A 26,528-nucleotide genomic window follows, 5' to 3' on the forward strand; every position below is an offset into this window, starting at 1 on the left:
CCGATCGCTCACCGGAAACGGTGAGCCGCCGGCCGTCGGCCGCGTACCGGCCGCGGAGGAGGAGCGGCAGCTCGCCGGTGACCGCCGCGCCACTGGCGGTGGCGGTCAGGCACAGGGTGGTGCCGTCGTGACCGAGTCCGCGCGAACCCGACGGCCCCGGCGTGCCGGCGCGCCCGTGGGCGTCCCGGCCTGAGCAGGCCTCCACGGCCTCGCTCGTGGTCGGCCCATGCCCCCGCTCATGCCCCGGCTCATGGCCGGCTCCCCCTGTGCCGGTTCCCCTCCGGCCCGCGCGACCCCACGCGATACGATCACACCGCCATGGAGATGAATGCCATATACAACAGTTTTGTCGCGGTGGGCGACAGCTTCACCGAGGGGATGTCGGACCTGCTGCCCGACGGCTCCTACCGGGGCTGGGCGGACCTGCTGGCGAGCCGCCTCGCCGCCCGGACGCCCGGATTCCGGTACGCCAACCTCGCCGTGCGCGGCAAGCTCATCGGCCAGATCGTCGAGGAGCAGGTGGACCTCGCGGCGGCCATGAAGGCGGACGTGGTCACACTGGTCGGCGGGCTCAACGACACACTGCGCCCGAAGTGCGACATGGGCCGGGTCCGCGGGCTGCTGGAGCAGGCCGTGGAACGCCTCGCCCCGTCCTGCGGGCAACTGGTGCTGATGCGCAGCCCCGGCCGCAACGGCCCCGTGATGGAACGGTTCCGGCCACGCATGGAGGAGCTCTTCTCGTACGTCGACGAGCTCGCCGCCCGCCACGGCGCGCTGGTGGTCGACCTGTACGGTGCCGAGGTGCTGGGCGACCGGCGGCTGTGGGACGTGGACCGGCTGCACCTCACCGCGGAGGGGCACCGGCGGGTGGCGGAAGCCGTGTGGCAGACGCTCGGCATGGAGGCGGAGGACGACTGGCGGGCGCCGCTGCCGCCCGCCGTGCCGGCCCGCTGGGTGACCCGGCGGGCCGGCGACGTACGGTTCGCACGGCAGCACCTCGGCCCCTGGATGGCGCGGCGGCTGACGGGCCGCTCCTCGGGCGACGGCCGGCCCGGCAAGCGCCCCGACCTGCTGCCGTATCCGCCGGACACCGGCCGGGGGGACGGCGCGCAGCCCGGTTCGTAGCAAGCGACAAAGGGGACCGTGGCGCCGGCCTGCAGAAACCGCCAGTAGAATCCGGTCACGTGACTGTGTCTGCGAAGCCCCGCATCCCGAACGTTCTGGCCGGCCGCTACGCCTCCGCGGAGCTCGCCGTCCTCTGGTCCCCCGAGCAGAAGGTGAAGCTGGAGCGCCGGCTGTGGCTCGCCGTCCTGCGCGCGCAGAAGGACCTCGGGATCGAGGTGCCGGACGCCGCGCTCGCCGACTACGAGCGCGTGCTCGACCAGGTCGACCTCGCGTCGATCGCGGAGCGCGAGAAGGTCACGCGCCATGACGTGAAGGCGCGGATCGAGGAGTTCAACGCGCTCGCGGGCCACGAGCAGGTCCACAAGGGCATGACCTCGCGCGACCTCACCGAGAACGTCGAGCAGCTCCAGATCCGGCTCTCGCTGGAGCTGATGCGCGACCGCACGGTCGCCGTGCTGGCGCGGCTCGGCAAGCTGTCCGGAGAGTACGCCGAGCTCGTCATGGCCGGCCGCTCGCACAATGTGGCCGCGCAGGCCACGACGCTGGGCAAGCGGTTCGCGACCGCGGCGGACGAGCTGCTGGTGGCGTACGCGCGGCTGGAGGAGCTGCTGGGCCGCTACCCGCTGCGCGGCATCAAGGGCCCGGTCGGCACGGCGCAGGACATGCTCGACCTGCTGGGCGGCGACGCCTCGAAGCTGGCGGACCTGGAGCGGCGGATCGCCGAGCACCTGGGCTTCGCGCACGCCTTCACCTCGGTCGGCCAGGTCTACCCCCGCTCCCTGGACTACGAAGTCGTCACCACCCTGGTGCAGCTGGCCGCCGCGCCGTCGTCGCTGGCGAAGACGGTCCGGCTGATGGCCGGCCACGAGCTGGTCACCGAGGGCTTCAAGCCCGGTCAGGTCGGTTCGTCCGCGATGCCGCACAAGATGAACACCCGCTCCTGCGAGCGCGTCAACGGCCTGATGGTCATCCTGCGCGGCTACGCGTCGATGACCGGCGAGCTGGCGGGCGACCAGTGGAACGAGGGCGACGTCTCCTGCTCGGTGGTGCGCCGGGTGGCGCTGCCCGACGCGTTCTTCGCGCTCGACGGGCTGCTGGAGACCTTCCTCACCGTGCTCGACGAGTTCGGCGCGTTCCCCGCGGTCGTCGCCCGCGAGCTGGACCGCTACCTGCCGTTCCTCGCCACCACCAAGGTGCTGATGGCGTCGGTGCGCGCGGGCGTGGGCCGCGAGGTGGCGCACGAGGCCATCAAGGAGAACGCGGTCGCGTCCGCGCTGGCCATGCGCGAGCAGGGCGCCGAGCGCAACGAACTGCTCGACAAGCTCGCCGCCGACGACCGCATCCCGCTGGACCGGGCGCAGCTGGACGCGGCCATGGCCGACAAGCTGTCGTTCACCGGCGCCGCCGCCGACCAGGTCGGCCTGGTGGTCTCCCGGATCGAGGAGATCGTCAAGCGGCACCCGGACGCCGCCGGCTACCGGCCCGGTGCCATCCTCTGATCCGGGGCACACGACCCGTATGACCCCTGAGGAACTCGAAGCCGCTCGCGACCGCGTCGTCCCCGATGTGATCGCGGGCGGCTTGTCCGTGTTGTTCTGCGGCATCAACCCGGGCCTGATGTCGGCCGCGACGGGCCACCACTTCGCCCGCCCCGGCAACCGCTTCTGGCCGGTGCTGCACCGCTCCGGCTTCACGCCGCGCCAGTTGAAACCGTCCGAGCAGGACGAACTGCTGTCGTACGGGATCGGCATCACCAACGTGGTGGCGCGGGCGAGTGCGCGGGCCGACGAGCTGAGCGACGAGGAGCTCCGCGAGGGCGGCCGGCTGCTGGCCCTGAAGGTGGAGCGGCTGCGACCGCGCTGGCTCGCGGTGGCCGGGGTCACCGCGTACCGCACGGCGTTCCACGACCGCAAGGCGCGGATAGGCCCGCAGGACCGGATGATCGGCGACACCCGGATCTGGGCGCTGCCCAACCCCAGCGGTCTCAACGCCCACTGGACGGTGCAGACGATGGCGGAGGAGTTCGCCCGTCTGCGCCTGGCGGCCCAGGAGGACCAGGTGAACCATGTGCACCAGGGGCGCCGGGGAAACCGAGGGAGCCAGGGAGTGTCTTCACAGTAGCGTCGTCCGCCCGAAGGGCGGGCCTGGCGGCGTCTGGCGCGTGCGATCGCAAGGCGGAGGAAGGAGCCACCGCGGTGGGGGCACCTCCCGTGCCCGAAGGGCTACGGGGGACATCGGCGACTGACGACAACGCGCCTGGGGGTACCCCCAGGCGAAGCTCTGGGGGAGTGCGCGCCGGGCACCGACGGGCAGACGGGACTTTGAACGACCTAGGGCGGGTCGATCTCCGTGACCACGACGAGCAGTTGGAACGGCAGCTCCTTGTCCCACTGCGAGACGCCCAGGGCTATCCAGTGGCCGTCCGCGCGCCAGAGGTGGACGTCGGGCACGGAGCCGCTCAGGACGCTCCAGGGCTCGGGTATCTCCTCGCCCTCCATACCGCGCCGCAGCAGCGACCAGAGGCTGAACACCTGCGCCTGGCCCCAGCGTCCGCCGAGCAGCGCCGCCAACGCGTCGCGCTCCGCCTCGTACTGGTCCGCGACGAGCTCGCGTCGTGTGCCGTCGTCCTCCCAGAACTCCTCGCTCGTGGCGAGCTCCACGATGTGATAGCCCGGACCGCTGTCACCCACGTCCGATCTGCCGCGCCGCCCGGGGAAGGGGCGGGAGCGCAGCTGATCGATGGTCACCAGATGCCGTGCGGTGGTCATGGATCCAGTAAAGCCCCCGCCACTGACAATTGGCGTTCCGTCAGGAGCGGAGCAGCCTCGTACCGAGGGGGTGCCCTTCGTCCTCGGGGATCCGCACTGGGGGTGAACGAGAGACGACCCGCGGCGGCGGCCGTGCCCGTGTCCGCCCGGCGCCACGGCCGCCCTGGCCGCCCGCGAGGCCCGGTCATTGAGTACCATCCGGGCACACACGCGCTCGAGCTGGGAGGACACACGGTGGGGCGGCTGACCGGCGGGGATCCGTCGCTGCTGCGGCGGATCAATTCCGCGGTGGTACTCCATGCGCTGCGGGGCTCCGACGCGCGCACACTCACGGACCTGACCCGCATCACGGGCCTGTCCCGGCCGACGGTCGAGGGTGTCATCGAAGGACTCATCGACAACGGCCTGGTGGTCGAGGCCGCGCCCGAGGAGGGCGAGGCGCGGCGTCAGGGGCGGCCGGCCCGCCGGTTCCGGTTCCGTGCGGAGGCCGGGCACCTGCTGGGGATCGAGATCGGGCCGCACCGGGTGGCCGCGCTCATGTCCGGGCTGGACGGGCGGATCATCGGCGCGGGCTCGCGTGAGGTCGCCGAGACCGCGTCGGCCGACGAGCGGCTGGAGCGGGTACGGGCGGTCGTCGCCGACGTGCTGCGCCGGACCGGGGTGTCGCGGGGCGACCTGCGGGCGGTCGGGGTCGGCACGCCCGGCATCGTGGAAGCGGATGGGACGGTACGCCTGGGTACGGCGCTGCCCGGCTGGACGGGGCTGGCGTTGGGCGACCGGCTGCGGAGGTCGTTCCGCTGCCCGGTGCTGGTCGAGAACGACGCGAACGCGGCGGCCGTCGCGGAGCAGTGGAAGGGCGCCGCGACCGACTCGGACGACATCGTCTTCGTCCTGGCCGGGCTGAGTCCGGGCGCCGGGTCGCTGATCGGCGGGCGGCTGCACCGGGGGTTCGGCGGGGCGGCCGGGGAGATCGGCGCGCTGCACCTGCTGGGGCAGGGGGCGACGCCGGAGAAGCTGCTGTCGACGACGGACGAGCCGCTGCACCCGCTCGACGAGCAGGCGGTGGCGGAGGTCTTCGCGCTGGCGCGCAAGGGCGACGCGCGGGCCCAGGCGGCGGTGGAGCGGTTCATCCAGCGGCTGGTGCACGATGTGGCGGCGCTGGTGCTGGCGCTGGACCCGGAGCTGGTGGTGATCGGCGGCTGGGCGGCCGGTCTGGACGGCATACTGCCGCCGCTGCGGGAGGAGCTGGCGCGGTTCTGTCTGCGCCCGCCCCGGGTGGCGCTGTCGCTGCTGGGCGAGGCGGCCGTGGCGACGGGCGCGCTGCGGCTGGCGCTCGACCACGTGGAGGAGCAGTTGTTCGCGGTGGAGGGCACGGTGACGGCCCGCCGCTGACCCCGGTGTGCGGGGTGGCGACGGGCCGTGGGTGGTGCGGGTGGACTTGCCGGGGTCCGAGGGGGGCCTGCGGGCGCTTACGAGGCGATCTGGAAGTCGCCCGCTTCGCCCGGTCCGCCGAAGGTGAGGCGGCAGGTGTCGGCGCGGTAGGTCGCGATCGAGACGGCCGCCGTGCGGCCCTCGGAGAAGTACCGGGTGGTGACGACGAGGACCGGCGCGCCGGGCAGCCGGTCCAGTTCCTTGGCGTCGTCCGCGCGGGCGGAGCCCAGCTCGACGGCGCGGTCCTGGCCCTCCAGGGTGAGGTGTTGCAGTTCCCGCAGGACGCCGCGGGCGCGGGCCGCGCCGGACGGGGCGTCGATGGCGGTGAGGCCGGGCACGGAGGCGGCGGGGACGTAGAGTTGCTCGGCCGCGACCGGCTGGCCGTGTGACACTCGCAGGCGGCGCACGGTGTGGACGCTCTCGCCGGCCTCCGGGTCGAGGTCGAGAAGGCGGGCGACCGCGGCGGGCGGTACGGCGGCGGCGCAGTCGACGGGCTGCCACGCCTCCTCGCCGGGGGCGGGCCACTGATGCCCGGTGGTGGAGACGTCCACGCCCATACGCGGCGGGGCGACGGTGGTGCCGACGCCGCGGCGGCGCTGGAGGCGGCCTTCGAGTTCGAGCTGTTCGAGCGCCTGGCGGAGCGTGGCCCGGGCGACTCCGAAGCGGGCGGCCAGTTCCCGCTCGTTGGGCAGGATCTCACCCACCGCGAAGTCCGAGTCCAGTGCTTCGGCGAGCACGGTCTTGAGGTGCCAGTACTTCGGCTCCGGCACCGATTCCAGCTGCGTGGTCCCCACCCTGATCCTCCGCGATCGCCGTGTCCCCGGCTGCTTTCCGTGCCTTGTTTATTAAAGGTTCTTGCACTAACCCTGCGACCGACCATAAAGGGGCGCCGCACCTTGGTCAAGACCAATCATGGGCGGTTACGTGGCGGGATGGCGCTCTGTCGCGAAGCGTTCACAGGACGTTCGCGCCCGCACGGACGCCGACGACCCCGCTGCCCCCTTGGACGGCGTGGGCCTGTGGGGTGACGTGGTGCCGGTCGTTCCGGCGTCGGGAGTGACGGTGTCGGCTACGCCGCCAGCGACGTGAGTTTGTCAGGGTTGCGCACGATGTAGACGCACTGGACGCGGCCGTCCAGCACGTCGAGCTGGATGACGGTGTCGGGCCGCCCGTTCGCGAGGACCAGCAGCGCGGGCCCTCCGTTGAGTTCGACGAGGCGGATGTCCGAGCCGGGGACGGGCCCCTTGGTGACGGCGAACAGGAAGCGCCCCACCTTGTCGGCGCTGTCGATGACGCGCAGTGGCGCCTTCGCCTTGCCGCCGCTGTCCCCCACGAGCCGCACGTCGGGCGCGAGCAGTGCGAGCAGCTCCCCCAGGTCGCCGCCCGACGCGGCGGCCAGGAAGCGCTCGGTGAGGTCGCGGCGCTCGGCCGGTTCCACGTCGTACCGGGGCCTGCGCTCGTCGACATGGCGGCGGGCGCGCCCCGCGATCTGGCGTACCGCCGCCTCGGAGCGGTCCAGGGTGGCCGCGATCTCGGCGTACGGGAAGCCGAACGCCTCGCGCAGCACGAAGACCGCGCGCTCCAGCGGGGAGAGCGATTCGAGGACGACCAGCAGGGCGAGCGACACGGTATCGGCGAGCACCGCCCGCTCGGCCGTGTCGGGAGTGGTGGGCCCGAAGTCGGTGGCGAGGGGTTCGGGCAGCCACGGCCCGACGTAGGACTCGCGTCGCGCCTGCGCCTGGCGGAGCCGGTCGATGGCGAGCCGGGTGGTGATCCGCACGAGGTAGCCGCGCGGGTCCCGGACGGCCGAGCGGTCGGCTCCCGACCAGCGCAGCCAGCACTCCTGGACCACGTCCTCGGCGTCGGAGACGCGGCCGAGCATCCGGTAGGCCACGCCGGTCAGGACGGGCCGGTGCGCTTCGAAGACGTCGGCGGCGCCGGCCTCCGTGTCGGTGTCGGTTCCCACGCCCTCATCCCAGCCCACGCGCGCGCGTGTGTCCAGCGGGGAGGGGTGCGGTGCGGAACACATGAGGCCCTCGCACGGCCGCGCCCCTTGAACCGGAAGATACTGAGCGGTAATTGTTGCTGACAGGGCGTCTAAAACACGGCAGGGAGCACCAGCATGGCCGGACAGGTCTCGTTCACCATCGCGTCCCCCGAGGGGCCCCGCACACTGTCGCTGGAGTACGAACGGGCCGGATCCGGGCAACCGCTGCTGCTGCTCCACGGCATCGGCCACCACTGGCAGGCCTGGCAGCCGGTACTGGACATCCTCGCCGCCGAGCGCGATGTCATCGCCGTCGACCTGCCGGGGTTCGGCGCGTCCCCCGCACTGCCCGAGGGCCTGCCCTACGACCTGCCCACGGTCGGCCGCGTGCTGGGCGCGCTGTGCGAGAGCCTGGACATCGACCGGCCCCATGTGGCGGGCAACTCCCTCGGCGGGCTGCTGGCCCTGGAGTTGGGGCGCGAGAAGCTCGTACGGTCGGTGACGGCCCTGGCGCCCGCCGGTTTCTGGAACGAGAGCGAGCGGCGGTACGCCTTCACCACGCTGCGCGCCATGCGGACGGGTGCCGAGTCCCTGCCGCTGCCGGTGATCGAACGGATGTCCCGGTCGGCCGCCGGGCGGGCCGCTCTGACCAGCACCATCTACGCCCGGCCGGGGCGGCGCTCGCCCGAGGCGGTCGTCGCGGAAACCCTGGCGCTGCGCCGGGCCACCGGCTTCCACCAGACCCTCGCCGCCGGGCGGGACGTGCTGTTCAGGCATGACATCCCGGGCCTGCCGGTCACCATCGCCTGGGGCACCCGTGACCGGCTGCTGTTGCGCCGCCAGGGTGTCCGCGCCAAGAGCACCGTCCCGGCCGCCCGGCTGGTGCGCCTGCCGGGGTGCGGCCATGTGCCGATGAACGACGATCCCGCTCTCGTCGCGCGCGTACTCCTCGACGGGAGCCGCTGAAGGCCGCGCGTGACGCCGGGGCACGCGCGCGAAGACACCCCTGACCGGGCGGGTCCTCCGCGCCGACGAGCGCGCTGCCGCCGTTCCGGGCGGGGCCGTACGAACCGGTGGCGACGAGGCCGTTCCGGAGCCGGCGGGCGCGGGCGGGTGGCGCCGCGTCCACGGGTGGACCACGCGACGCACGGCCGGGCCACCCCCGTGGGCCGTTGTTCACATGCGGTTCGGTTGCGCGCCGCCACCGGACGCTAGGCATGGCCGGGCGACCCGTTCCTCCTGGCCCGGGTCGCCCGAACCCGCCCGCCCGTTCCCGTCTGGAGGCGCGTCGATGACGCACAGCCCCGCTCCCCGTCCGCGTACCGGCGCCCGCCCCGGTCCGCCGCCCGACCGCCGTACGCTGCTGCGCGGTTCGCTGGCCGCCTCGGCGGCACTCTCCCTGGCCGGAGTCGGAGGTGCGGCGTCGGCCGCCGCGCCGGCGCTGGTCCGGTCGGGGCGGCCGAGCGCCGCGTGGGGCGTGCAGGCGGGTGACGTCACAGCGTCGTCCGGTCTGGTGTGGGTGCGGTCGGACCGGCCGGCCCGGATGGTCGTCGAGACCTCGGCGACCGATTCCTTCCGCCGCGCGCACCGCTGGGAGGGACCACTGCTGGGCCCGGGCAGCGACTTCACGGGGACGACCGCGCTGCGCGGCCTGCCCCCGGGCGAGCAGATCCACTACCGGGTCACGCTCTCCGACCCCGACGACCCGCGCCGGACGGGCGAACCGGTGTACGGGACGTTCCGTACGGCACCGGCGCGGCGCCGGGACGGGGTGCGGTTCCTGTGGTCGGGGGACATCGCCGGACAGGGGTGGGGCATCAACCCGGACGTCGGCGGGTTCCGCGCGTACGACGAGATGCGCCGTCTCGACCCCGACTTCTTCCTGTGCAGCGGCGACACCATCTACGCCGACGGGCCGCTCCAGCCGAGCGTGACCCTCCCGGACGGGCGGATCTGGCGCAACGTCATGACGGAGGAGAAGGCGAAGGTCGCCGAGACCCTCGCCGAGTACCGGGGCGCCTTCCGCTACAACCTGCTCGACCACAACGTGCGCGCCTTCAACGCGCAGGTGCCCACGATCGCGCAGTGGGACGACCACGAGGTGCGCAACAACTGGTATCCCGGTCAGATCCTGGACGATCCGCGCTACACGGACAAGGACGTCGACGTGCTGGCGGCTCGCGCGACGCGGGCGTTCGGCGAGTACTTCCCCGTGTCGACGCTCCGGCCGTCCGTCGGCGAGGGGCGCCTGCACCGGGTGGTGCGGCACGGCCCGCTGCTGGACGTGTTCGTCCTGGACATGCGGACGTACCGCAACGCCAACTCACCGGGTCGGCAGGCCGATGACACGACGGGCATCCTGGGCGCCGGGCAACTGGACTGGCTGAAGCGGGAACTGGCCCGTTCGCGGGCGGTGTGGAAGGTCCTCGCGGCGGACATGCCGCTCGGGCTCGTCGTGCCGGACGGGGCGACGAACTTCGAGGCCGTGGCGCAGGGCGATCCGGGCGCGCCGCTGGGCCGCGAGCTCCAGATCGCGGAGCTGCTGCGGTTCATCAAGCACCGGCGGATCACGGGCACGCTGTGGCTGACGGCGGACGTGCACCACACGTCGGCGCAGCACTACGCGCCGGAGCGGGCGGCGTTCAAGGACTTCGCGCCCTTCTGGGAGTTCGTGTCCGGGCCGCTGGCCGCGGGCGGTTTCCCGGCGAACGCGTTGGACGGCACGTTCGGACCGGAGCGGGTGTTCGTGCGGGCGCCGCATCGCAGCAACGTCTCGCCCATGGAGTCACCGCAGTACTTCGGCGAGGTGGACATCGACGGCGACAGCGGTGAGCTGACGGTACGGCTGCGGGCGGAGGGCGGCACGGTGCTGTTCGGCAAGGTCCTCCAGCCGGGGCGCGTCGGCCAGTGACGGAGGCCCGGGAAGACGAGGGCTTCGGTGGCGGAGGCCGGGTGGCAGGGTGAACCGGGTCGCGGGGTGAACCGGGTCGCAGGCGCGGGTGGCAGGCGCGGGTGGCGGACCGGGCCCGGGGTGATTGTCAGTGGTGGGTCCTACCGTCGTTCTCATGACGCGATCCGTGCAGGCACTCGCCTACTCCCGCCCGTCCGCCCTGGAGTCCTCGCAGGTCGGACGGTTGCTCGGCCTGGAGACCTCCGGCGGGCTCACACCCACCGGGCCCGAGGCCCATCCCCGGTTCTTCTCGGGCTTCCTGACGTCACCTCGCATAGCGGCGCGGGGGTTGCTGGCCGTCGCGGACGTCGCGGCCGCCCGCTACTACCAGCGGCTGCGTCCCGCGTCGCTGGACCCGGTGGTGACGGGGAACGGCGACCGGCTCCGGTTCGAGTCGTTCTCGGGGTGCGGTGGGGTGTACGCGCGGCTGGACGTGCTGAGTGAGGGCCTGGACGGCGCCCGGACCGGGCACGGCACGACGAACGTCGACGTCAACAACCCGCTGCGTGAGGCGCTTTCCCGGCTGACCGGTGACGATCCGCTGCACCTGCGGGTGGGGCCGGAGGAGCTGGCGGTCACCACGCTGGGCGGCGCGGTGGTGGAGAAGAAGGTGCCGCTGCCCGACCGTTGGCTGCGTGGGTTCGCCGAGGCGCAGGTGGCGTGTGCGGGTTTCGACCTGCGGGCGGAGCTGTCCGCGGCCGAGGCCGTGCGGTTCCTGCGTGCCCTGCCGCGTACCCCGGGGGGTATGGCGCGCGGCCCGCTGTGGGTGGTGCCGGCCGGGAAGACGCTGCGCCCGACGACGAGGGCCGTGGCCGGCGCGGTGTGCCTGCCGGGCCCGGAGCGGCTGGTCGCCCTTCAGCGGGTGCTGCGGCACGCCACGGCGCTGCGGGTGTACGGGCCGGTGGCGGACGGGGCCGCGACGGCGAGCGCCTGGGAGGTGTCCCTGCCGGGGATGCGGCTGACGCTCACCCTGTCGCCGGACGCGTCGCGCGGTTTCTCCGGCGAGGGTGGTGTGCTGGAGGCGCTGGCCACGGAGGAGGCGGCGCGGGACGCGGAGCTGGTGTCGGTGCTGCTGGCGTGGGAGCCGCGCATCGACCTCGGCGAACTGGCCGCGCGGGCGGGCCTGTCGCCGGAGCGGGTGCGGGCGGCGCTGACCCGGCTGGGCACGGCGGGGCGCGTCGGGTACGACGTGGCGGACGCCGCGTACTTCCACCGCGAGCTGCCGTACGACGCGGACCGCGCGGAGCGGCACAATCCGCGGCTGGTGGCCGCGCGGGAGCTGGTGGCGTCGGGTGCGGTCGAGCCGGCCGGCGAGGTCGCGTGGGTGACGTCGGGTGAACGCCGCTACCAGGTGCGGGAGTCGCGGGGCGGCGTGCTGAGCTGCACGTGCCAGTGGTGGGCGGACTACCGGGGCAGGCGGGGCCCGTGCAAGCACGCCCTGGCCGTCCGGATGGTCCGCCGTGGCGCCCTGGTCGCCGGGGGTGCGCGATGACGAAGCTGTTGGAGGCCGTACGGGAGGGGCGGCGCGACGACGTCCCGGCCCTGGTGAAGGCGCTGGACGGGGCGGGGCGCAGGGCGGCGCTGGCCGAGTTGAAGGAGCTGCGCAAGGAGTTGCGCGGCTGGGACTGGGACCGCTGGCAGCAGCGGCGCGCGATGTCGCGGGCCCTGCTGGTGGCGGGGGCCGGCTGCCACACGGGGGCCGCGGCAGCGGCGGCCTGGATCGGTGCCCGGGATCTGCGGGACTGGGAAAGGTTGCCGGTGGACATGCTGCTCGACCTGCTCGCGGACCGGGAGCCCGGGTGGCTGGGTGATGTCGCGCACCGGCTCGCCGGGCGGCCGGCCACGGCCGAGCAGGACTACCCGCTGATCCATGAGCTGGTCCGGCGCTCCGGCTGCCCGGTGCCGGTGACGGACGGTTACGTGTACGGCTGGGTGGACGCCGCGGCCCACGGGGGCATCCTGCCGTTCCTGCGGACCGACCCCCATGTGCGGGTGCTCGTCCCCCGGCTCTTCGTGACCGCAGAGCCGGCCGCCACGCTCTCGTGGCGCCCCGACGACTGGCAGGCGGCGCTCGTGACCCTGGCCGCCGAGGGGGTGGTGGACCGCGGCGAACTGGTCGACGCGTGCGTGGCGCGGCTGTTGCGCGGCGGCAAACCGGGGGCCGTCCGCTTCTTCCTGGACCTGTTGCGGCGGCTGGACCTGTCGGCCGCCGAGGAGCGGACGCGTACGGCCGACTGGATGGGCATGGCGGCCGACGGTCCGTCCACCGTGGCCGGTCACGCCCAAGGGGTGCTGGCCCGGCTGGTGGAGTCGGGTGAGCTGTCCGCGCGGCAGCTGGCCGAGGTGTCCGGGCCGGTGCTGTTCCGTACGGAGAAGAAGCTGGTACGAGCCCAGCTGGTGCTTCTGGGGAAGGCGCTGCGGCGTGGCGGAGCGGACGTGGCGGCGGAGCTGCTGCCCGCGGTGACCGAGGCGTTCGGGCACGAGGACACCGAGGTGCGGGAGCGGGCGCTGAAGCTCGTCGGACGTCATCTGTCCGCGGTGGACGAGGGGACCCGCGCGCGGCTCGCGGAGGAGGCGGCGGCGCTGGGCCCGGCGCAGCGGGCGGCGGCGGCCGGGGTGTTCGGTGACGCGCTGCCCGAGGAGGGGGAGGCGGAGCCGTACGAGGAGGTCCTGCCGCCCGTGCCCGGGTCGCGCCGCACGGCCCCGGTCGCGGGGAGCCTGCCGGAACTGGTCGAGGACGTGGCCGCGCTGCTGAAGGCGGGTGACGACGCCATCGGCGTCGAACGGGCCCTGGACGGCCTGGTGCGCTTCGCGTACCGGGACCGCGCGGCGCTGGCCGAGGCCCTGCTGCCGCTGGTCACCGACCTGTGGTGGTACCGGCGTGACACGGGCATCATGCAGTACCTGCAGCCGGTGGACACCCTCGTCGGGGCGCTGGTCGGGAAGGTGACGACCGGCCAGCTGCACGCGGCGCTCGGGACGCGGGTGCACGGGTGCGTGCACCGGACGCTCGACCGCGTCCTGGCGGTGCGGGCACAGGAGGCGGCGCTGTCGGTGCTGAAGGCGCCCGTGCCGTTTCTGCTGGCCGCGCCGACCTGGCACACGGGCGCGGTGGACCCGGGTGAGCTGGTGGAGCGGTTGCGCGCGTACCGGAGCCTGGGCGCCGAGCCGATGGAGATCGACTTCGCGCAGGCCCTGTTGCGGGTGCGCCGGTCGGGTCCGGAGGCTGCGGGGGCCGCCGAGGCGGCCGTCCTGCTCGGCACCCGGGAGGGCGAGCGGCTCGCGCGGTGGCTGACCGCGCCGGAGCCGTTGGCGCCCGCGCTGCGCCATGAGGCAGAGGAGGAAGGCGAGGTCGAGGGCCGTGACCGTCCGGCCGATCGTGGTCTGTGGGCGCGGGCCCGCGCGCTGCCCAGGCGGATCGTGCTGATGCCGAGGGAACAGCGGGTCATCCGGCGGGAGTTCCCGTCCGCCTTCCGCTTCCTGGCCGACGCGCAGACCGCCACCGGCCGGGGTTGCTTCCACTGGGTGGGGGGCGACCGGCACTGGACGGCGGTGCTTCCGGAGGACCGCGAGGCGCTCGCGTCCTGGCTGCTGCCGATCACGGTCGGGGCCACCGACGAGGTACGCGGCGGCACCTGGTTCCTGTCGCCCCTCGCCGAGGCCGGTGGCGAGGCGGGGCCCGCCCTGCACCGGGCGCTGGCCACCGGACTCGGTGCCCGGCACGCCGAGGACCGGCTCGTGGCGGTGGACGCCCTGCTGGTGCTGGCGGCGCGCGGTGACCTGGACGCGGCGCGGCTCGGCCGCGACCTCGGGGAGCTGGTGCGTCTCGGCACGGTCAAGCCCAACCGGCTGGCCGACTCGGTCCGCACGGCCGCGGCGACCGGTGCGTACGCCACCACCTGGGCCGTGCTCGCGGGTGCGCTGCCCGGGCTGCTGGCCGGCGGTGAACCGGTGCGCGGGCTCGGGGAGATACTGGCCGTGGCCGCGGACTGCGTCGAGCGGTGCGGGGCGGCCATCGGCACCCCCGACGCCGCCGGCCTCTCCGCCGGCGTGACAGGTGCGATACCCGGGCTCGACACGCTCGCGTCACGGCGTGGCTCCTCGCAGCTCGTCGTACAGGCGCACCGGCTGGCGAAGGCGCTGGGAGCCGTATCGACACCCGACGACATATCAGGGCTGTCAACCGAACAGTCCACGCCAGAAATGATAGAAACCAGTCATTAGTGGTCCAGATGGATGCTTAACCCATCAGTCACAAAGGGTTCGTGATCACGCAACACCACTGGGTCACAGTGATGCCATGACTGATGTGACATCTGCGAAAAGCGCCCGCCGCCCGCACCACTGGCGGCGGGACCTCGTCGAGCTGGCCGCCCTGTTCACCGCCGTGGCCGTCGCGGACGCGGTGGCGAACACCATCGCGCACGGCCCGGAGGGCCCCTACCTCCTGGCCGTCTCCGCGGTGGTCCTGGTCGCCACGGCGACGTTCCACACCTGGTGGGCACGGCGCCACAGCCATGCCCCGCCGGCGCCTGATACGGGCGGCCCCGCCACTCCCGCAGGGCCGCCCGACCCGGAGGCGCCGGAATCGTCGGGCGACCGGGCCCCCGAAACCGCTCTGTGGCGTATGCGGACCACCGTGCGGGACGAGCCGGGCAGCCTCGCCACGCTGTGCACCGCGCTCGCCCGGCTTTCCGTCGACATCCTCACCCTCCAGACCCATCCGCTGGCGCGGGGCACGGTCGACGAGTTCCTGCTGCGCGCACCGGCCCCGCTTCAGGCCGCGGAGCTCACCCGGGAGATCTCCGCGGCGGGTGGCGGCTCCACCTGGATCGAGCGCGCCGACACGCACGACCTCGTCGACACCCCGACGCGCGTGCTGGGCCTGGCCACCCGTACCGCGCTCGACGCTGCCGAACTCCCGCTCGCGCTGCGCCAGTTGCTCGGTCGGTGCACCATCCACTCCCTGCCGGCCGTCTCGCTGACCGGCCGCCCCACGGGCGAGACCGCCCCGGTGGAGGGCGCCCTGGAGCACGGCGAGACCGTGATGCGGCTGCGTGACCCGAACGGCGGAGTGATCACCGTCGAGCGCCCCTACCTGCCGTTCACGCCCACCGAGTTCGCCCGCGCCCGGGCGCTCGTCGAGCTCGACGCCCGTCTCGGCCCCCGCGTCCCGCGCAGCCAGGACGTGCTCACCCTCCCCGAGGGCAACGAGATCACGGTCCGCCGCGCCGACCAGGGCGATGTCCGGGCCGCCCGGGCCATGCACGACCGCTGCTCCTCGCGCACCCTCGGCCTGCGCTACCACGGGCCGGTCGCCGACGCCGACCGCTACCTCAACCACCTGCTCAGCCCGCGCTTCGGACGGACCCTCGCCGTCGAGACCGCGTCCGGCCGCCTCGTCGCCCTCGGCCACCTGCTGTGGGACGGCGACGAGACGGAGGTCGCCCTGCTCGTCGAGGACGACTGGCAGCGCAGGGGCATCGGCTCGGAGCTGCTCGGCCGTCTGATCGGCCTCGCCGCCGAAGCCGGCTGCGCGAGCGTGTACGCCGTGACGCAGTCGTCCAACACCGGCATGGTCGCGGCCATGCGCGGACTGAACCTGCCCCTCGACTACCAGATCGAGGAAGGCACCCTGGTGATCACCGCACGGCTGAACGGCCTGGCCGCCCAATACCCCCGGCAGCACGCCGACCGGTCCGGGCACTGAGCGCCTCCGTCAGGTCCCGCCACAGGTCCTCGACGTCCTCCAGTCCGACCGACATCCGCAGCAGCCGGTCGCTGACCCCGGCCGCGCGCCGGTCCCCCTCCTCCACGATGCGGTGGCTGATGGAGGCCGGGTGCTGGATCAGCGTGTCCACGCTGCCGAGACTGACCGCCGGCGTGATCAGCCGAACCCCGGCGATCACGTCGTGCGGGTCCCCGTACACCTCGAACGAGACCATCGCCCCGCCGATCTCCGGGTAGTGAACCCGCGCCACCCGGGGATCCACCGCCAGCCGGCGCGCGAGATCGGCGGCGGACGCCGACGCGGCCCGCACGCGCACCGGCAGGGTGGACAGCCCGCGCAGCAGCAGGTAGGCCGCCATCGGATGCAGTACGCCTCCGGTGGCGAACCGCACCTGCCGCAGCGTCCCGGCGAACTCCTCGTCGCACGCCACCACGCCGCCGAGCACGTCGCCGTGCCCGCCCAGGTACTTGGTGGCGCTGTGCAGCACGATCCGCGCGCCGTGCTCCACCGGCCGCTGGAGCACGGGCGTGGCGAAGGTGGAGTCGACGAGCAGCGGCACCGATCCGCAGGCGCGCGCGACGGCCCGTATGTCGACCTCGGCGAGCGTCGGGTTGGCGGGCGTCTCGACCATCACCAGCCCGGTGTCGGAGCGGATGGCGTCGGCGATGCCGGCCGGGTCGGTCCAGGTCACCTCCGTACCGAGCAGCCCGGCGGTGAGCAGGTGGTCGCTGCAGCCGTACAGCGGCCGGACGGCCACCACATGGCGCAGCCCCGCGCCGGCCCGCGCGAGCAGGACGGCCGTGAGAGCGGCCATGCCGCTGGCGAACGCCACGGCGGCCTCCGTGCCCTCCAGCCGGGCGAGCGCCGTCTCGAACCGGGCGGTGGTCGGGTTGTCGAGGCGGGCGTAGACGGGTGGCCCGTCCGGCCGGGCGCCGGTGGCGGCGAACGCGTCGATCCGCGCCGCCTCCGCTCTCGCGTTGTACGACGGGTACGTGGTGGACAGGTCGAGCGGCACGGCGTGCAGACCCAGGGCGGCGAGGTCTTCGCGTCCGGCGTGCACGGCTTCGGTGGCGAGCGCCCTCGGGGTTCCGGGGACGGTCGCGGCGGTGCGGTCCATGGCATCCATGGCGGCACTGTGAACACTTTCCGGGGCGACGTCCCAAACCGCCGTGCTACGTTCGCCGGATGGCCGAATCTGTCGTACTGGACACGGTCGATCTGCACATACTTCGCCTTTTGCAGAGCGACGCACGGACCACCTACCGCGAGCTCGCCGCCGAGGTGGGAGTGGCCCCCTCGACCTGTCTGGACCGGGTGGCGCGGATGCGCCGCACGGGCATCGTCCTGGGGCACCGGCTACGACTCGATCCGGCCAAACTCGGCCGGGGACTGGAGGCGCTCCTCCTGGTACAGGTGCGCCCCCACAGAAGGGAGTTGATCGGTCCGTTCGTCGAACGCGTTCGCGCCCTGCCGGAGTCACGCGCCCTGTTCCATCTGACCGGGCCCGACGACTACCTGGTGCATGTGGCCGTCCCCGACCCGGCTGAGCTGCAGCGACTGGTGCTGGACGAGTTCACCTCCCGGCGGGAGGTGGCCCGGGTGGAGACCCGGCTCATCTTCCAGCAGTGGGAGTGCGGCCCACTGCTGCCGCCCGTACCGACCGCTCATATGTCGGCCGACTGCGATCGGGTGAGGTGACGCCGAGGCCTCTGGCATACCAGGATGGCCTCATGCCAGAGACCTCCAGCAGCGCCCTCCCCCGCCAGGTCGCCGACGCCTATGTCGACGCCCTCATCGCACTCGACCCGATCACCGGTACGTACCTGGGCGTCAAGGAAAGCGCCGGACTCCTCCCGGACTTCACCCCCGCCGGCCAGGAGGAGCTCGCCGTACTGGCGCGCGAGACGCTCGCCCGGCTCGACGAGGCCGAGCGCCTTTCCGGGGCGGACAGCGACGCCGAGCGGCGCTGCGGACGGCTCCTGCGGGAGCGCCTGACGGCGGAGCTCGCCATCCACGAGGCCGGTGAGGGGCTGTGCGCGGTGAGCAACATGCGCTCCCCCGCGCACAGCGTGCGCATCGCGTTCACCGTGATGCCCACCGAGACGGACGAGGACTGGGCCGCGGTCGCCGAGCGGCTGCGCGCCGTGCCGGCCGCCCTGGACGGTTACCGCCAGTCGCTCGAAGCGGGCCTGGAGCGGGGCCTGCGCGGCGGACCGCGTGCCACGGCCACCTTCATCGGACAGCTCACGGAGTGGACCGGCGGCGAAGCCGGCGGGCGGGGCGCGGGTGACACCGGCGCGGAGGGCGGCGGTGGGGCGCGGCGCGGCTGGTTCGAGGACTTCGTGGCCGCCGGGCCCGCCGCGCTGCGGGCCGAGCTGGACACCGCGGCCCGCGGCGCCACCCGGGCGCTGGGCGAGCTGCGCGACTGGATGCGGGACGTGTACGCCCCCGCGGTGAAGGACGCGCCGGACACGGTGGGCCGCGAGCGCTACGCCCGCTGGTCGCGCTACTTCAACGGCGCCGACTTCGACCTCGACGAGGCCTACGCGTACGGCTGGGACGAATACCACCGCATCCTCGGCGAGATGCGCGTCGAGGCCGGGAAGATCCTGCCGGGCGCCGGGCCGTGGGAGGCGCTCGCCCACCTCGACGAGCACGGTACGCACATCGAGGGCGTCGAGGAGGTGCGGGTCTGGCTGCAGAGCCTGATGGACGAGGCGATCGAGGCGCTGGACGGCACCCACTTCGAACTCGCGGAGCGGGTACGGAAGGTGGAGTCGCGGATCGCTCCGCCGGGCGGCGCCGCCGCCCCGTACTACACCGGCCCCTCCGAGGACTTCTCCCGCCCCGGCCGCACCTGGCTGCCGGTGGACGGCGAGACGCGCTTCCCGGTGTACGACCTGGTGTCGACCTGGTACCACGAGGGCGTGCCCGGGCATCACCTCCAGATCGCGCAGTGGGTGCACGTCGCCGACCGGCTCTCCCGCTACCAGGCGACCATCGGCGGCGTCAGCGCCAACGCCGAGGGCTGGGCGCTGTACGCGGAGCGGCTCATGGACGAACTGGGCTTCCTGCCGGACCCGGAGCGCCGGCTCGGCTATCTGGACGCCCAGATGATGCGGGCGTGCCGTGTGATCGTGGACATCGGCATGCACCTGGAGCTGGACATCCCCGCGCACTCGCCGTTCCACCCGGGCGAGCGGTGGACGCCGGAGCTGGCGCAGGAGTTCTTCCAGCGGCACAGCAGCAGGCCCCCGGCCTTCGTGGAGAGCGAGCTCACCCGCTATCTGTCGATGCCCGCGCAGGCCATCGGCTACAAGCTGGGCGAGCGTGCGTGGCTGCTGGGCCGGGAGAACGCCCGCAAGGCGCACGGTGACGCCTTCGACGCGAAGAAGTGGCACATGGCCGCCCTGTCGCAGGGCCCGCTGGGGCTGGACGACCTGGTGGACGAGCTGTCGCGGCTGTGAGGGTGCTCTTCCCCGCCGATCCGCTCCGGGCCGGGCGGCCCGACCCCGTCCACGCCGAGGAGGTCGCGGCCGTCCGCGCCCTGGGCGGTGCGGTGGCGCTCGTCGACCATGACGCGCTCGTGGCGGGCGACATGGCGACGGCGGTGGCGCGGGTCCCGGCCGGGTCGGGACCGTACTGGTACCGGGGCTGGATGATCCCGTCCGGGCGGTACGCGCAGTGCGAGCGGGCTCTGGCGGCTCGCGGGTGCGCGCTGTTCACCTCCGCGGACGCGTACCGGCGGGCACATGAACTGCCGGGCTGGTACGCCCACTTCGAGGGGCTGACGCCGCCCAGCGTGTGGCTGCCGCTGCGTCCGGGCGCGCCGCTGCCCGACGTGACGTCCCTGGTCTCACCCCTCGGGCCGGGCCCGGCGGTCGTCAAGGACTACGTGAAGTCACGCAAGCACGAGTGGGACGAGGCGTGTTACGTCCCCGAACTCTCCGACCGCGGGCGGTTCGCCGCGGTGGCCGGCCGCTTTCTGGAGCTCCAGGGGGACGACCTCGCGGGCGGGCTGGTGATCAGGCGGTACGAGGAGTTCACCGGCGGCACGGCCGAGGCGCGGGTGTGGTGGGTGGACGGCGAGCCCGCCCTGGCCACCGCGCATCCCGACACCCCCGACCGGCTCCCGGCGCCACGGTGGGACACGGCGCGTACGGCGGTACGGGCGCTCGGCTGCCGTTTCGTCACCACGGACTTCGCGCTGCGCGCCGACGGGGTGTGGCGAGTGGTCGAGGTGGGCGACGGCCAGGTGAGCGGCCTCCCCGCGGGTGCGGACGGGACCGCCCTGTTCCGTGCGCTGCTCGGCGCGGGGGACGGCCCCGCGGGTCGGTAGGCGGGCGGTGGGCAGCGGCCACCGTGTGACGGGCGAGGGCTGCTCCGTGCTGAGGGTCGCCGCCCGGTCGATGGGGCACCTGGAGGAGATCTCCGGCAAGGTCGGCGCGGTGATCTCGGTGACGACGAGCGTCGTCCACTCGTCGCCGCTGCCGCGCCGCCCGATCAGCCCCTGACACCCCGGGGAGCGGAGCCGGTGCGCAGACGCACCGCCGAGCCGCCCCGCTCCTTGACGACCTCCAGTTGGGTGGGGATGCGGCGGCGCAGGTCGGCGACGTGGCTGACGATGCCGACGCTGCGGTCCCGTTCGCGCAGCGAGTCGAGGACGTCCAGCACCTCGTCGAGGGTCTGGTCGTCGAGGCTGCCGAAGCCCTCGTCGATGAAGAGGGTGTCGAGGCGGACGCCGCCGGCCTCGTCGGTGACGACGTCGGCCAGGCCCAGGGCCAGGGCGAGCGAGGCGAAGAACGTCTCACCGCCGGAGAGCGTGGCGGTGTCGCGCTCCCGGCCCGTCCACGCGTCGACGACGTGCAGGCCGAGGCCGGCCCGTTTGCCGCCGCTGCGGGCGTCGGAGTGAACGAGGGTGTAACGGCCGGACGACATGCGCTGCAGGCGCGCGGTGGCGGCGGCGGCGACCTGTTCGAGCCGGGCGGCCAGCACGTACGACTCCAGCCGCATCTTGCGCTCGTTCTCGGCGGAGGTACCGGCCGTGAGCCCCGCGAGCCGTGCGATGCGGTCGTACTCCCGGCGCAGGGGCCCCAGCCGCCGGACCTCCCTGTCCGCCTCGCGGGAGAGCCGGGTGAGCTGGTCGAGGCGGTCACGGTGGGCGGCCAGGGCGGACGTGGCGTCGCGCAGGGCGCGGTCGGCCGCGTCGTGGGCGGCCCGGGCGGTCGCCGGGTCGGCCGGCGGGCGTTCCGCCGCGGCCCGTGTCCCGGGTTCGGCGAGCCGGTCGGCGACCGCGGCGGCCTCGGCCTGCCAGTCGTCCAGCCGGTGCTGCAGGTCGCGGTGGTGCGCGTCGTCAAGCAGGGCGGCGGACGCGGCGGCCGGTGTGTCGAACCCGGCGCGGAACGCCGCGTCGGCGAGCCGGCCGTCGGCGTCCTTGAGGCGCCGGGCGGTCTCCTCGACGGTCCGTACCGCCGTGGCTGCCTCCGTCATCCGGGCGATGCGCCGCTCCAGCAGGGTGGCGTGCTCCACGACGCTTCCCTGAACGGAGGCGAGCTCGGCGTCGATGACGGTCTGCTCGCGGTCGATAGCCTCCCGCTGCGACGTGCGCGCGGCGGCGCGGCGCTCCACGTGCTGACGTACGTCGAGCCGCCGCCGGTACTCGCCCTCGGCGCGGTCCAGCGCCTCCCGTGCGGCGTGCGTCCCGGCAGCCGCGTCGCGGGCCTCGCCGTACTCCTCTTCCAGGCGCCGAACGATTTCCGCGAGTTCGGCGACGGTCGGCCGGTCACCGGCCCCGGCGTACGGAATGGCTTCGTCCGTTTCGCTGTTCCGGTGCGCGGAAGCGACGTCCGCGCGGGCGGCGGTCAGCGCTTCGTGGAGCACCGCCCGTTCGCGTTCCGCGGCCGAGCGGGCCTCGTCCGCGCGGGTGTGGGCCTCGTAGGCCGCGTCCTCGGCGGTGCGGTCGACGTGGTCGGCGTCGGCGCGGGCAGGGTCCGGGTGAGCGCGGGAGCCGCAGACGGCGCAGGGCTTTCCGGGGGTGAGGCCCGCGGCGAGTTCCGCGGCAACGCCGCGCAGGCGGCGCTCCCGCAGGTCCAGCCAGGTTTCGTGGGCGGCGTTGGCCTGCTCCCGCGCGGCCATGAGGCGGGTGTCGGCGGCGGCGAGGTCGCGTACCAGCGTGTCGCGGCGGCGGGCGGAGGCCAGTCGGCGGCGCGCCGGTTCGAGGCGGCCCGCGAGGTGTTCGGCGCGGGTCGCCGCCTCCTGGGCGGCTTCGACCGCGTCCTGGAGGGCGCGGCGGCGGCTCTCCCAGTCGGCGAGCCATCCGGCCGCCTCTCGGAGGGTGTCGTCGTCGGCGCGGGCCTGCCGGTCCAGCTCCGCGCGCTCGCGGGCGATCTCGGCGGCGCGCCGCTCGGCCCGGCGGGCGGTTTCGAGGCCGCCGAGTTCCTGGCGCAACTGCCCGGCGAGCGCGGCCAGTTGCTCGGCGCTCGCGTCGGCGAGGTCCTGTGGCAGTTCCGCCGAGGCCCGTTCATGGGCGGCCAGCGCCGCGCGGTGTTCCCGTTCGGCGTCGGCGCGCAGGCCGAGCGGCCCGGCGACCCGTTCGGCCCGGCGGCCCCGCTCCAGCCGGGCCTGCCACGCGTCGCGCTCGTCGCGCCGCAGATCCAGCTCCTCGCGGCGGCGGCGGGCGTCGTCGTACCGCCGCTGCCGGGCGGCGAGGTCCAGCTCCTCGTCCAGCGCGTGTCGGGCGGCGGCCTGCCGGCTCTCCGCTGTGGCGAGCGCCGACGTGGCGAGGTCCAGCGCCTCGCGCGCTCCCACGCGGGCGACTGCCGCCCAGGCGAGGACGGACTCGGCGAGGCCCGGGTCGCCGGGCTTGCCGTCCGGCGCCGGGAAGTCCGCGGCGGCCGTGCCGGCGGCCTGGGCCATCCGGTGGGCGAGGGCGAGCAGCCGTTCGTCGCCGTCCCGTACCTGCTGTTCGGCGGCGCGTCGCAGCCCGGCGAGGTGTTCCTCCACGGCGGCGAAGCGCCTGGTGTCGAAGAGGCGGCCGAGGAGCTTGCCGCGTGCCTCGGCGTCGGCGCGCAGGAAGCGGGCGAAGTCGCCCTGCGGCAACAGCACGACCTGGCAGAACTGCTCGCGGCTCATGCCGATGAGCCGGGTGATCTCCTCGCCGATTTCCTGGTGGGAGCGGCTGAGCCCCCGCCATGTACCGCTCTGCGGGTCGTACTCGCGCAGCCAGGTCTGGGCCTTCTCCCTGGTGAAGCCGGAGCCGCGCTTCTTGGGGCGCGGTTGCTCGGGCCGCCGGGTGATCTCCAGCCGCCGCCCGGCCACGGTCAGGTCGAGCACGACCTCGGTGACCGACCCGGCCGGGGCGTGGTCGCTGCGCAGGGAGGCGCCGGGGCTCTGGCGTGCGCCGGGCACCGCTCCGTACAGGGCGTAGCAGACGGCGTCGAGAACGGATGTCTTGCCGGCGCCGGTCGGGCCGTGGAGCAGGAAGAGGCCCGCCTCGGACAGGGCGTCGAAGTCGACGCTCTGGGTGGTGGAGAAGGGGCCGAAGCCGGTGATGTCGAGCCGGTGGAGCCTCACCCGGTCACCTCGCGCTGTGCCAGGTCGACCCGGACGTCCTCGAAGGCGCGGTTCAGCGCGGCGCGTTCCGGTTCGTCCGGGCCCGCCCCGCCCCGTACGTGGGCCACGAAGTCCTCTGCGATCTGCTGGTCGCTGCGTCCGCGCAGCCGCCGCGCGTAGGAGTCGGCGGTCGCGTCGTCGGCCCGCTCGGGCTCGAAGACCAGGCTGAGGGTGTGCGGGAAGCGCTCGCTGAGCCTGGCCATGGGGTCGGCCGGGCGGACCGGGTCGGTGAGGGTGGCCTCGATCCAGGCATCCTCGTGGCGGGTCAGCGCCGGGTCGTCGAGCAGGTCGTCGAGGCGCCCCCGGATGCGGGCGAGGGCGCGCGGCACCGGGCAGTCGATCCGCTCGGCGGCGGTGATCTCCCCGTCCGCGCCCAGGTCGATGAGCCACATGGTCTTGCGGTGGCCGGTCTCGGAGAAGGAGTACGCGAGGGGGGAGCCGGAGTAGCGCACGCGCGGGGTGAGGGTCTGGCTGCCGTGCAGGTGGCCGAGGGCGACGTAGTCGACGCCGTCGAAGACGCCGGCCGGGACGGCGGCCACGCCGCCGACGGTGATGTCGCGCTCGCTGTCGCTCGGTTCGCCGCCCGCGACGAAGGCGTGGGCGAGGACCACGGAGCGGGTGCCGGGGGGCCGCTCGGCGAGGTCGGCGCGCACGCGCCGCATGGCTGCCGTCAGGACCGCCTCGTGCCCCGCCTTACTTGCCCCCAACTCGTCGCGGACGAGCGCGGGTTCGAGGTACGGCAGGCCGTAGAGGGCGACGTCGCCGTGGGCGTCCGCCAGTACGACGGGGGTGCCGATCCCGGCCGGGTCGGTGCGCAGGTGTATCCCCGCGCGGCCGATGAGTCCCGCTCCGACGCCGAGCCTGCGTCCCGAGTCGTGGTTACCGGAGATCATGACGGTCGGTACGCCGGCTTCGGCGAGCCGGTGAAGAGCCGTGTCGAAGAGCTCCACGGCGGGCAGCGGCGGCACCGCGCGGTCGTAGACGTCCCCTGCCACCAGCACCGCGTCCACGTCACGCGTGCGTACCGTCGCCACCAGGTGGTCGAGGAACGCGGACTGGGCGTCGAGCAGGCCGACCCGGTGGAACGACCGTCCCAGGTGCCAGTCCGACGTGTGCAGGAGTCTCATGATCCCTGAGATTAACGGTGGGGTATGACAACGCGTGGGCGTTCAGCCGTCTCCGTACGCCTCGCCACCGAGTTCCAGGGCCGCGGTTCCGGCCGTCGCATCCGCCAGCCAGGCACGGAAGTTGTCCACGTCGGCGTCCGGCAGGCCGACCTCGATGGTGACGGCCTCGGCGTAACGCACGTCACGCACGGCCCGCCCGGTCGCGCGCAGATCGTTCTCCAGCTTCCCGGCCCGCTGGTGGTCGACGGTGACGGTGGCGAGGCGGAAGCGGCGGCGGGTGAGGGTGCCGAGCGCGTCCAGCGCCTCGCCGACGACACCGCCGTACGCCCTGATCAGTCCGCCGGCGCCGAGCTTGACGCCGCCGTAGTAGCGGGTGACGACGGCGGCGACGTAGCGCACCTCGCGCCGCAGGAGCATCTGGAGCATGGGCACCCCGGCCGTGCCGCCCGGTTCGCCGTCGTCGCTCGCCTTCTGTACGGAGGCGTCGGCGCCGATGACGTACGCGAAGCAGTTGTGGGTGGCGGTCGGGTGCTCCCTGCGGACGCGCGCGACGAAGTCCTGCGCCTCCTGCTCGGTCGCGACGGGCGCGAGCGCGCAGAGGAAGCGCGAGCGGTTGATCTCGGTCTCGTGCACACCCTCACGGGCGACCGTCCGGTACTGCTCCTGCATACCGCCACCCTATGCGGGGCGGGATCGGGGGCAGGACACCGGGAAGGAGCGGGGACGGGAGACCGGGAGCATCGGCGGGACACGGGAAGGAATCGTCCCCGCCGCCGGTTACCGCCCACAGACAGCTATCCGCAGGAGGCCAGAGCGTGCAGAGCGATACGGAGACCATCCGCAAGATCCTCACCGAGTCCGGGGACACCTGGGCGGTGGTCGGGCTGTCCGGCAACCGGTCCCGCGCGGCCTACGGCGTGGCCGCCGTGCTGCAGCGCTTCGGCAAGCGGATCGTGCCCGTGCACCCGAAGGCGGAGACCGTCCACGGGGAGCAGGGGTACGCGTCGCTCGCGGACATCCCCTTCCCCGTGGATGTCGTGGACGTCTTCGTCAACAGCTCCCTGGCGGGGGCCGTAGCCGACGAAGCGGTGGCCAAGGGCGCGAAGGCCGTCTGGTTCCAGCTGGACGTGATCGACCGGGACGCGTACGAGCGCACGCGCGCCGCCGGTCTCGACATGGTCATGGACCGCTGCCCCGCCATCGAGATCCCGAAGCTGGGCTGACCCCTGGCGTCAGGCGACGCCCAGCCCGTCGAGGACCACCGCCCCCGGCAGTCCCGCGAAGGCCTTGCCGGGCACGATCGGCTCGCCCCGGCGCCGGCCGCTGCCATCAGCACCCACTCCGTGTCGACGACCGTGGAGTCGACGAGCAGCGGCCACCCGGCGGGCAGGCCGATCGGGGTGATCCCGCCGTACTCCATGCCGGTGCCGCCGGTCGCGGCGTCCATCGGCGCGAACGACGCCTCGCGGGCGCCGAGGTGCTCGCGCACGACGCCGTTGACGTTTCGGCCCGGGTGCCGGACGGGACCAGGCCCGCGGCGAGCCGGGTCTCGCCGCCCCGCTTGCCCGCGACGACGACGCAGTTGGCGGAGGTGTCGAGCAACGCCCGCCCGTGGTGCTCGACGGAGAGGGCCGTGTCGGCGATCTCCGGGTCGGTGTCGACGTACGGCAGCTGATCGGCGGGCACGTCCCCCTGCCACGCGCGTACGGCGTCGGCGACGGGCGCCGTGAGCTGGTCGAGGCAGTCGGGCGCGGGCCTGGCGTCGTCGAAGTCTCCGACGGGTGCACGCAGGCGTGCC

The 26,528-nt window shown here is 74.0% G+C and carries 21 protein-coding genes and 2 pseudogenes; 14 read left to right on the top strand and 9 right to left on the bottom strand.

Features of this window, described 5'->3' with window-relative positions; all coding sequences use genetic code 11:
• The coding region (locus ABZZ38_RS19560; RefSeq protein WP_356741345.1) for a hypothetical protein at nt 1-205 on the bottom strand (205 nt) is incomplete at its 3' end.
• Nucleotides 206-318: 113 nt separating this feature from the next.
• Between ABZZ38_RS19560 and ABZZ38_RS19565 the strand changes: the two genes are divergently transcribed.
• From ABZZ38_RS19565 to mug, 3 genes are all read left to right on the top strand, one after another.
• Nucleotides 319-1,125, top strand: coding sequence for an SGNH/GDSL hydrolase family protein (locus ABZZ38_RS19565; protein ID WP_356741350.1), 807 nt, complete (start codon nt 319-321; stop codon nt 1,123-1,125).
• A gap of 65 nt (nt 1,126-1,190) precedes the next feature.
• On the top strand, nt 1,191-2,624 hold the full coding sequence (purB, locus tag ABZZ38_RS19570) for an adenylosuccinate lyase (protein WP_356741525.1): 1,434 nt from the start codon (nt 1,191-1,193) through the stop codon (nt 2,622-2,624).
• A gap of 19 nt (nt 2,625-2,643) precedes the next feature.
• Nucleotides 2,644-3,246, top strand: coding sequence for a G/U mismatch-specific DNA glycosylase (gene mug / locus ABZZ38_RS19575; protein WP_356741353.1), 603 nt, complete (start codon nt 2,644-2,646; stop codon nt 3,244-3,246).
• Between the two features lie 209 nt (nt 3,247-3,455).
• Here the strand turns inward: mug and ABZZ38_RS19580 are convergent, their stop codons facing one another.
• Nucleotides 3,456-3,893 carry a hypothetical protein gene (locus tag ABZZ38_RS19580; RefSeq protein WP_356741356.1) on the bottom strand — a complete coding sequence of 146 codons (438 nt, stop codon included), beginning with the start codon at nt 3,891-3,893 and terminating at the stop codon, nt 3,456-3,458.
• A 234-nt stretch (nt 3,894-4,127) separates the two neighbouring features.
• Between ABZZ38_RS19580 and ABZZ38_RS19585 the strand changes: the two genes are divergently transcribed.
• Nucleotides 4,128-5,285 carry an ROK family transcriptional regulator gene (locus ABZZ38_RS19585; protein WP_356741359.1) on the top strand — a complete coding sequence of 386 codons (1,158 nt, stop codon included), beginning with the start codon at nt 4,128-4,130 and terminating at the stop codon, nt 5,283-5,285.
• Between the two features lie 77 nt (nt 5,286-5,362).
• Here the strand turns inward: ABZZ38_RS19585 and ABZZ38_RS19590 are convergent, their stop codons facing one another.
• Both ABZZ38_RS19590 and ABZZ38_RS19595 read right to left on the bottom strand, forming a co-directional pair.
• Nucleotides 5,363-6,118, bottom strand: coding sequence for a GntR family transcriptional regulator (locus ABZZ38_RS19590; protein ID WP_356741362.1), 756 nt, complete (start codon nt 6,116-6,118; stop codon nt 5,363-5,365).
• A gap of 275 nt (nt 6,119-6,393) precedes the next feature.
• Nucleotides 6,394-7,290, bottom strand: coding sequence for an RNA polymerase sigma-70 factor (locus ABZZ38_RS19595; RefSeq protein ID WP_356741364.1), 897 nt, complete (start codon nt 7,288-7,290; stop codon nt 6,394-6,396).
• Nucleotides 7,291-7,446: 156 nt separating this feature from the next.
• On the opposite strand from ABZZ38_RS19595, the gene ABZZ38_RS19600 reads away from it, so the two are divergent.
• The 5 genes from ABZZ38_RS19600 (at nt 7,447) to ABZZ38_RS19620 (ending at nt 15,971) form a co-directional block, all read left to right on the top strand.
• On the top strand, nt 7,447-8,277 hold the full coding sequence (locus ABZZ38_RS19600) for an alpha/beta fold hydrolase (protein WP_356741366.1): 831 nt from the start codon (nt 7,447-7,449) through the stop codon (nt 8,275-8,277).
• A gap of 325 nt (nt 8,278-8,602) precedes the next feature.
• Entirely contained in the window at nt 8,603-10,222 is a 1,620-nt protein-coding gene (locus ABZZ38_RS19605) for an alkaline phosphatase D family protein (RefSeq protein WP_356741368.1), read from the top strand.
• A gap of 154 nt (nt 10,223-10,376) precedes the next feature.
• Nucleotides 10,377-11,753: an SWIM zinc finger family protein gene (locus ABZZ38_RS19610; RefSeq protein ID WP_356741370.1), complete on the top strand. Its 1,377-nt coding sequence runs from the start codon at nt 10,377-10,379 to the stop codon at nt 11,751-11,753.
• Complete coding sequence (locus ABZZ38_RS19615) at nt 11,750-14,485, top strand: DUF6493 family protein (protein WP_356741373.1); 2,736 nt, start codon at nt 11,750-11,752, stop codon at nt 14,483-14,485. The genes ABZZ38_RS19610 and ABZZ38_RS19615 overlap by 4 nt, the downstream gene beginning before the upstream one ends.
• Before the next feature lie 76 nt (nt 14,486-14,561).
• Nucleotides 14,562-15,971 carry a GNAT family N-acetyltransferase gene (locus tag ABZZ38_RS19620; protein WP_356741375.1) on the top strand — a complete coding sequence of 470 codons (1,410 nt, stop codon included), beginning with the start codon at nt 14,562-14,564 and terminating at the stop codon, nt 15,969-15,971.
• Here ABZZ38_RS19620 and ABZZ38_RS19625 read toward each other — a convergent pair.
• The gene (locus ABZZ38_RS19625) at nt 15,904-17,118 is read right to left on the bottom strand and encodes a PLP-dependent transferase (protein WP_356741377.1); all 1,215 of its coding nucleotides are present in this window, start codon (nt 17,116-17,118) and stop codon (nt 15,904-15,906) included. The genes ABZZ38_RS19620 and ABZZ38_RS19625 overlap by 68 nt on opposite strands.
• Before the next feature lie 59 nt (nt 17,119-17,177).
• On the opposite strand from ABZZ38_RS19625, the gene ABZZ38_RS19630 reads away from it, so the two are divergent.
• The 4 genes and pseudogenes from ABZZ38_RS19630 to ABZZ38_RS19645 form a co-directional block, all read left to right on the top strand.
• The gene (locus ABZZ38_RS19630) at nt 17,178-17,690 is read left to right on the top strand and encodes an Lrp/AsnC family transcriptional regulator (protein WP_356741379.1); all 513 of its coding nucleotides are present in this window, start codon (nt 17,178-17,180) and stop codon (nt 17,688-17,690) included.
• Between the two features lie 32 nt (nt 17,691-17,722).
• Nucleotides 17,723-19,459 (top strand): DUF885 domain-containing protein, encoded by a 1,737-nt coding sequence (locus ABZZ38_RS19635; protein ID WP_356741381.1) that lies wholly within the window; start codon nt 17,723-17,725, stop codon nt 19,457-19,459.
• Complete coding sequence (locus ABZZ38_RS19640) at nt 19,456-20,331, top strand: ATP-grasp domain-containing protein (protein WP_356741383.1); 876 nt, start codon at nt 19,456-19,458, stop codon at nt 20,329-20,331. The genes ABZZ38_RS19635 and ABZZ38_RS19640 overlap by 4 nt, the downstream gene beginning before the upstream one ends.
• A gap of 19 nt (nt 20,332-20,350) precedes the next feature.
• Nucleotides 20,351-20,506: pseudogene (locus ABZZ38_RS19645) on the top strand (Lrp/AsnC ligand binding domain-containing protein); the annotation flags it as partial.
• On the opposite strand, the gene ABZZ38_RS19650 reads toward ABZZ38_RS19645, so the two are convergent.
• Genes ABZZ38_RS19650 through ABZZ38_RS19660 form a run of 3 tightly spaced genes read right to left on the bottom strand, consistent with a single transcriptional unit; the run spans nt 20,496 to nt 25,399 of the window.
• Nucleotides 20,496-23,564, bottom strand: coding sequence for an SMC family ATPase (locus tag ABZZ38_RS19650; RefSeq protein WP_356741385.1), 3,069 nt, complete (start codon nt 23,562-23,564; stop codon nt 20,496-20,498). The pseudogene ABZZ38_RS19645 and the gene ABZZ38_RS19650 sit on opposite strands and share 11 nt — an antisense overlap.
• On the bottom strand, nt 23,561-24,730 hold the full coding sequence (locus ABZZ38_RS19655; protein WP_356741387.1) for an exonuclease SbcCD subunit D: 1,170 nt from the start codon (nt 24,728-24,730) through the stop codon (nt 23,561-23,563). The genes ABZZ38_RS19650 and ABZZ38_RS19655 overlap by 4 nt, the downstream gene beginning before the upstream one ends.
• A 42-nt stretch (nt 24,731-24,772) precedes the next feature.
• A complete protein-coding gene (locus ABZZ38_RS19660; protein ID WP_356741389.1) occupies nt 24,773-25,399 on the bottom strand; it encodes a YigZ family protein in 627 nt (208 codons plus the stop codon).
• A 146-nt stretch (nt 25,400-25,545) separates the two neighbouring features.
• Between ABZZ38_RS19660 and ABZZ38_RS19665 the strand changes: the two genes are divergently transcribed.
• Nucleotides 25,546-25,953 (top strand): CoA-binding protein, encoded by a 408-nt coding sequence (locus tag ABZZ38_RS19665; protein ID WP_356741391.1) that lies wholly within the window; start codon nt 25,546-25,548, stop codon nt 25,951-25,953.
• 9 nt (nt 25,954-25,962) lie between these two features.
• On the opposite strand, the pseudogene ABZZ38_RS19670 reads toward ABZZ38_RS19665, so the two are convergent.
• Nucleotides 25,963-26,521 (bottom strand): annotated as a pseudogene (locus ABZZ38_RS19670) (YbaK/EbsC family protein).
• Nucleotides 26,522-26,528 lie beyond the last annotated feature (7 nt).

Source organism: Streptomyces sp. NPDC006368 (genome assembly GCF_040612535.1).
Taxonomy (GTDB): Bacteria; Actinomycetota; Actinomycetes; order Streptomycetales; family Streptomycetaceae; genus Streptomyces.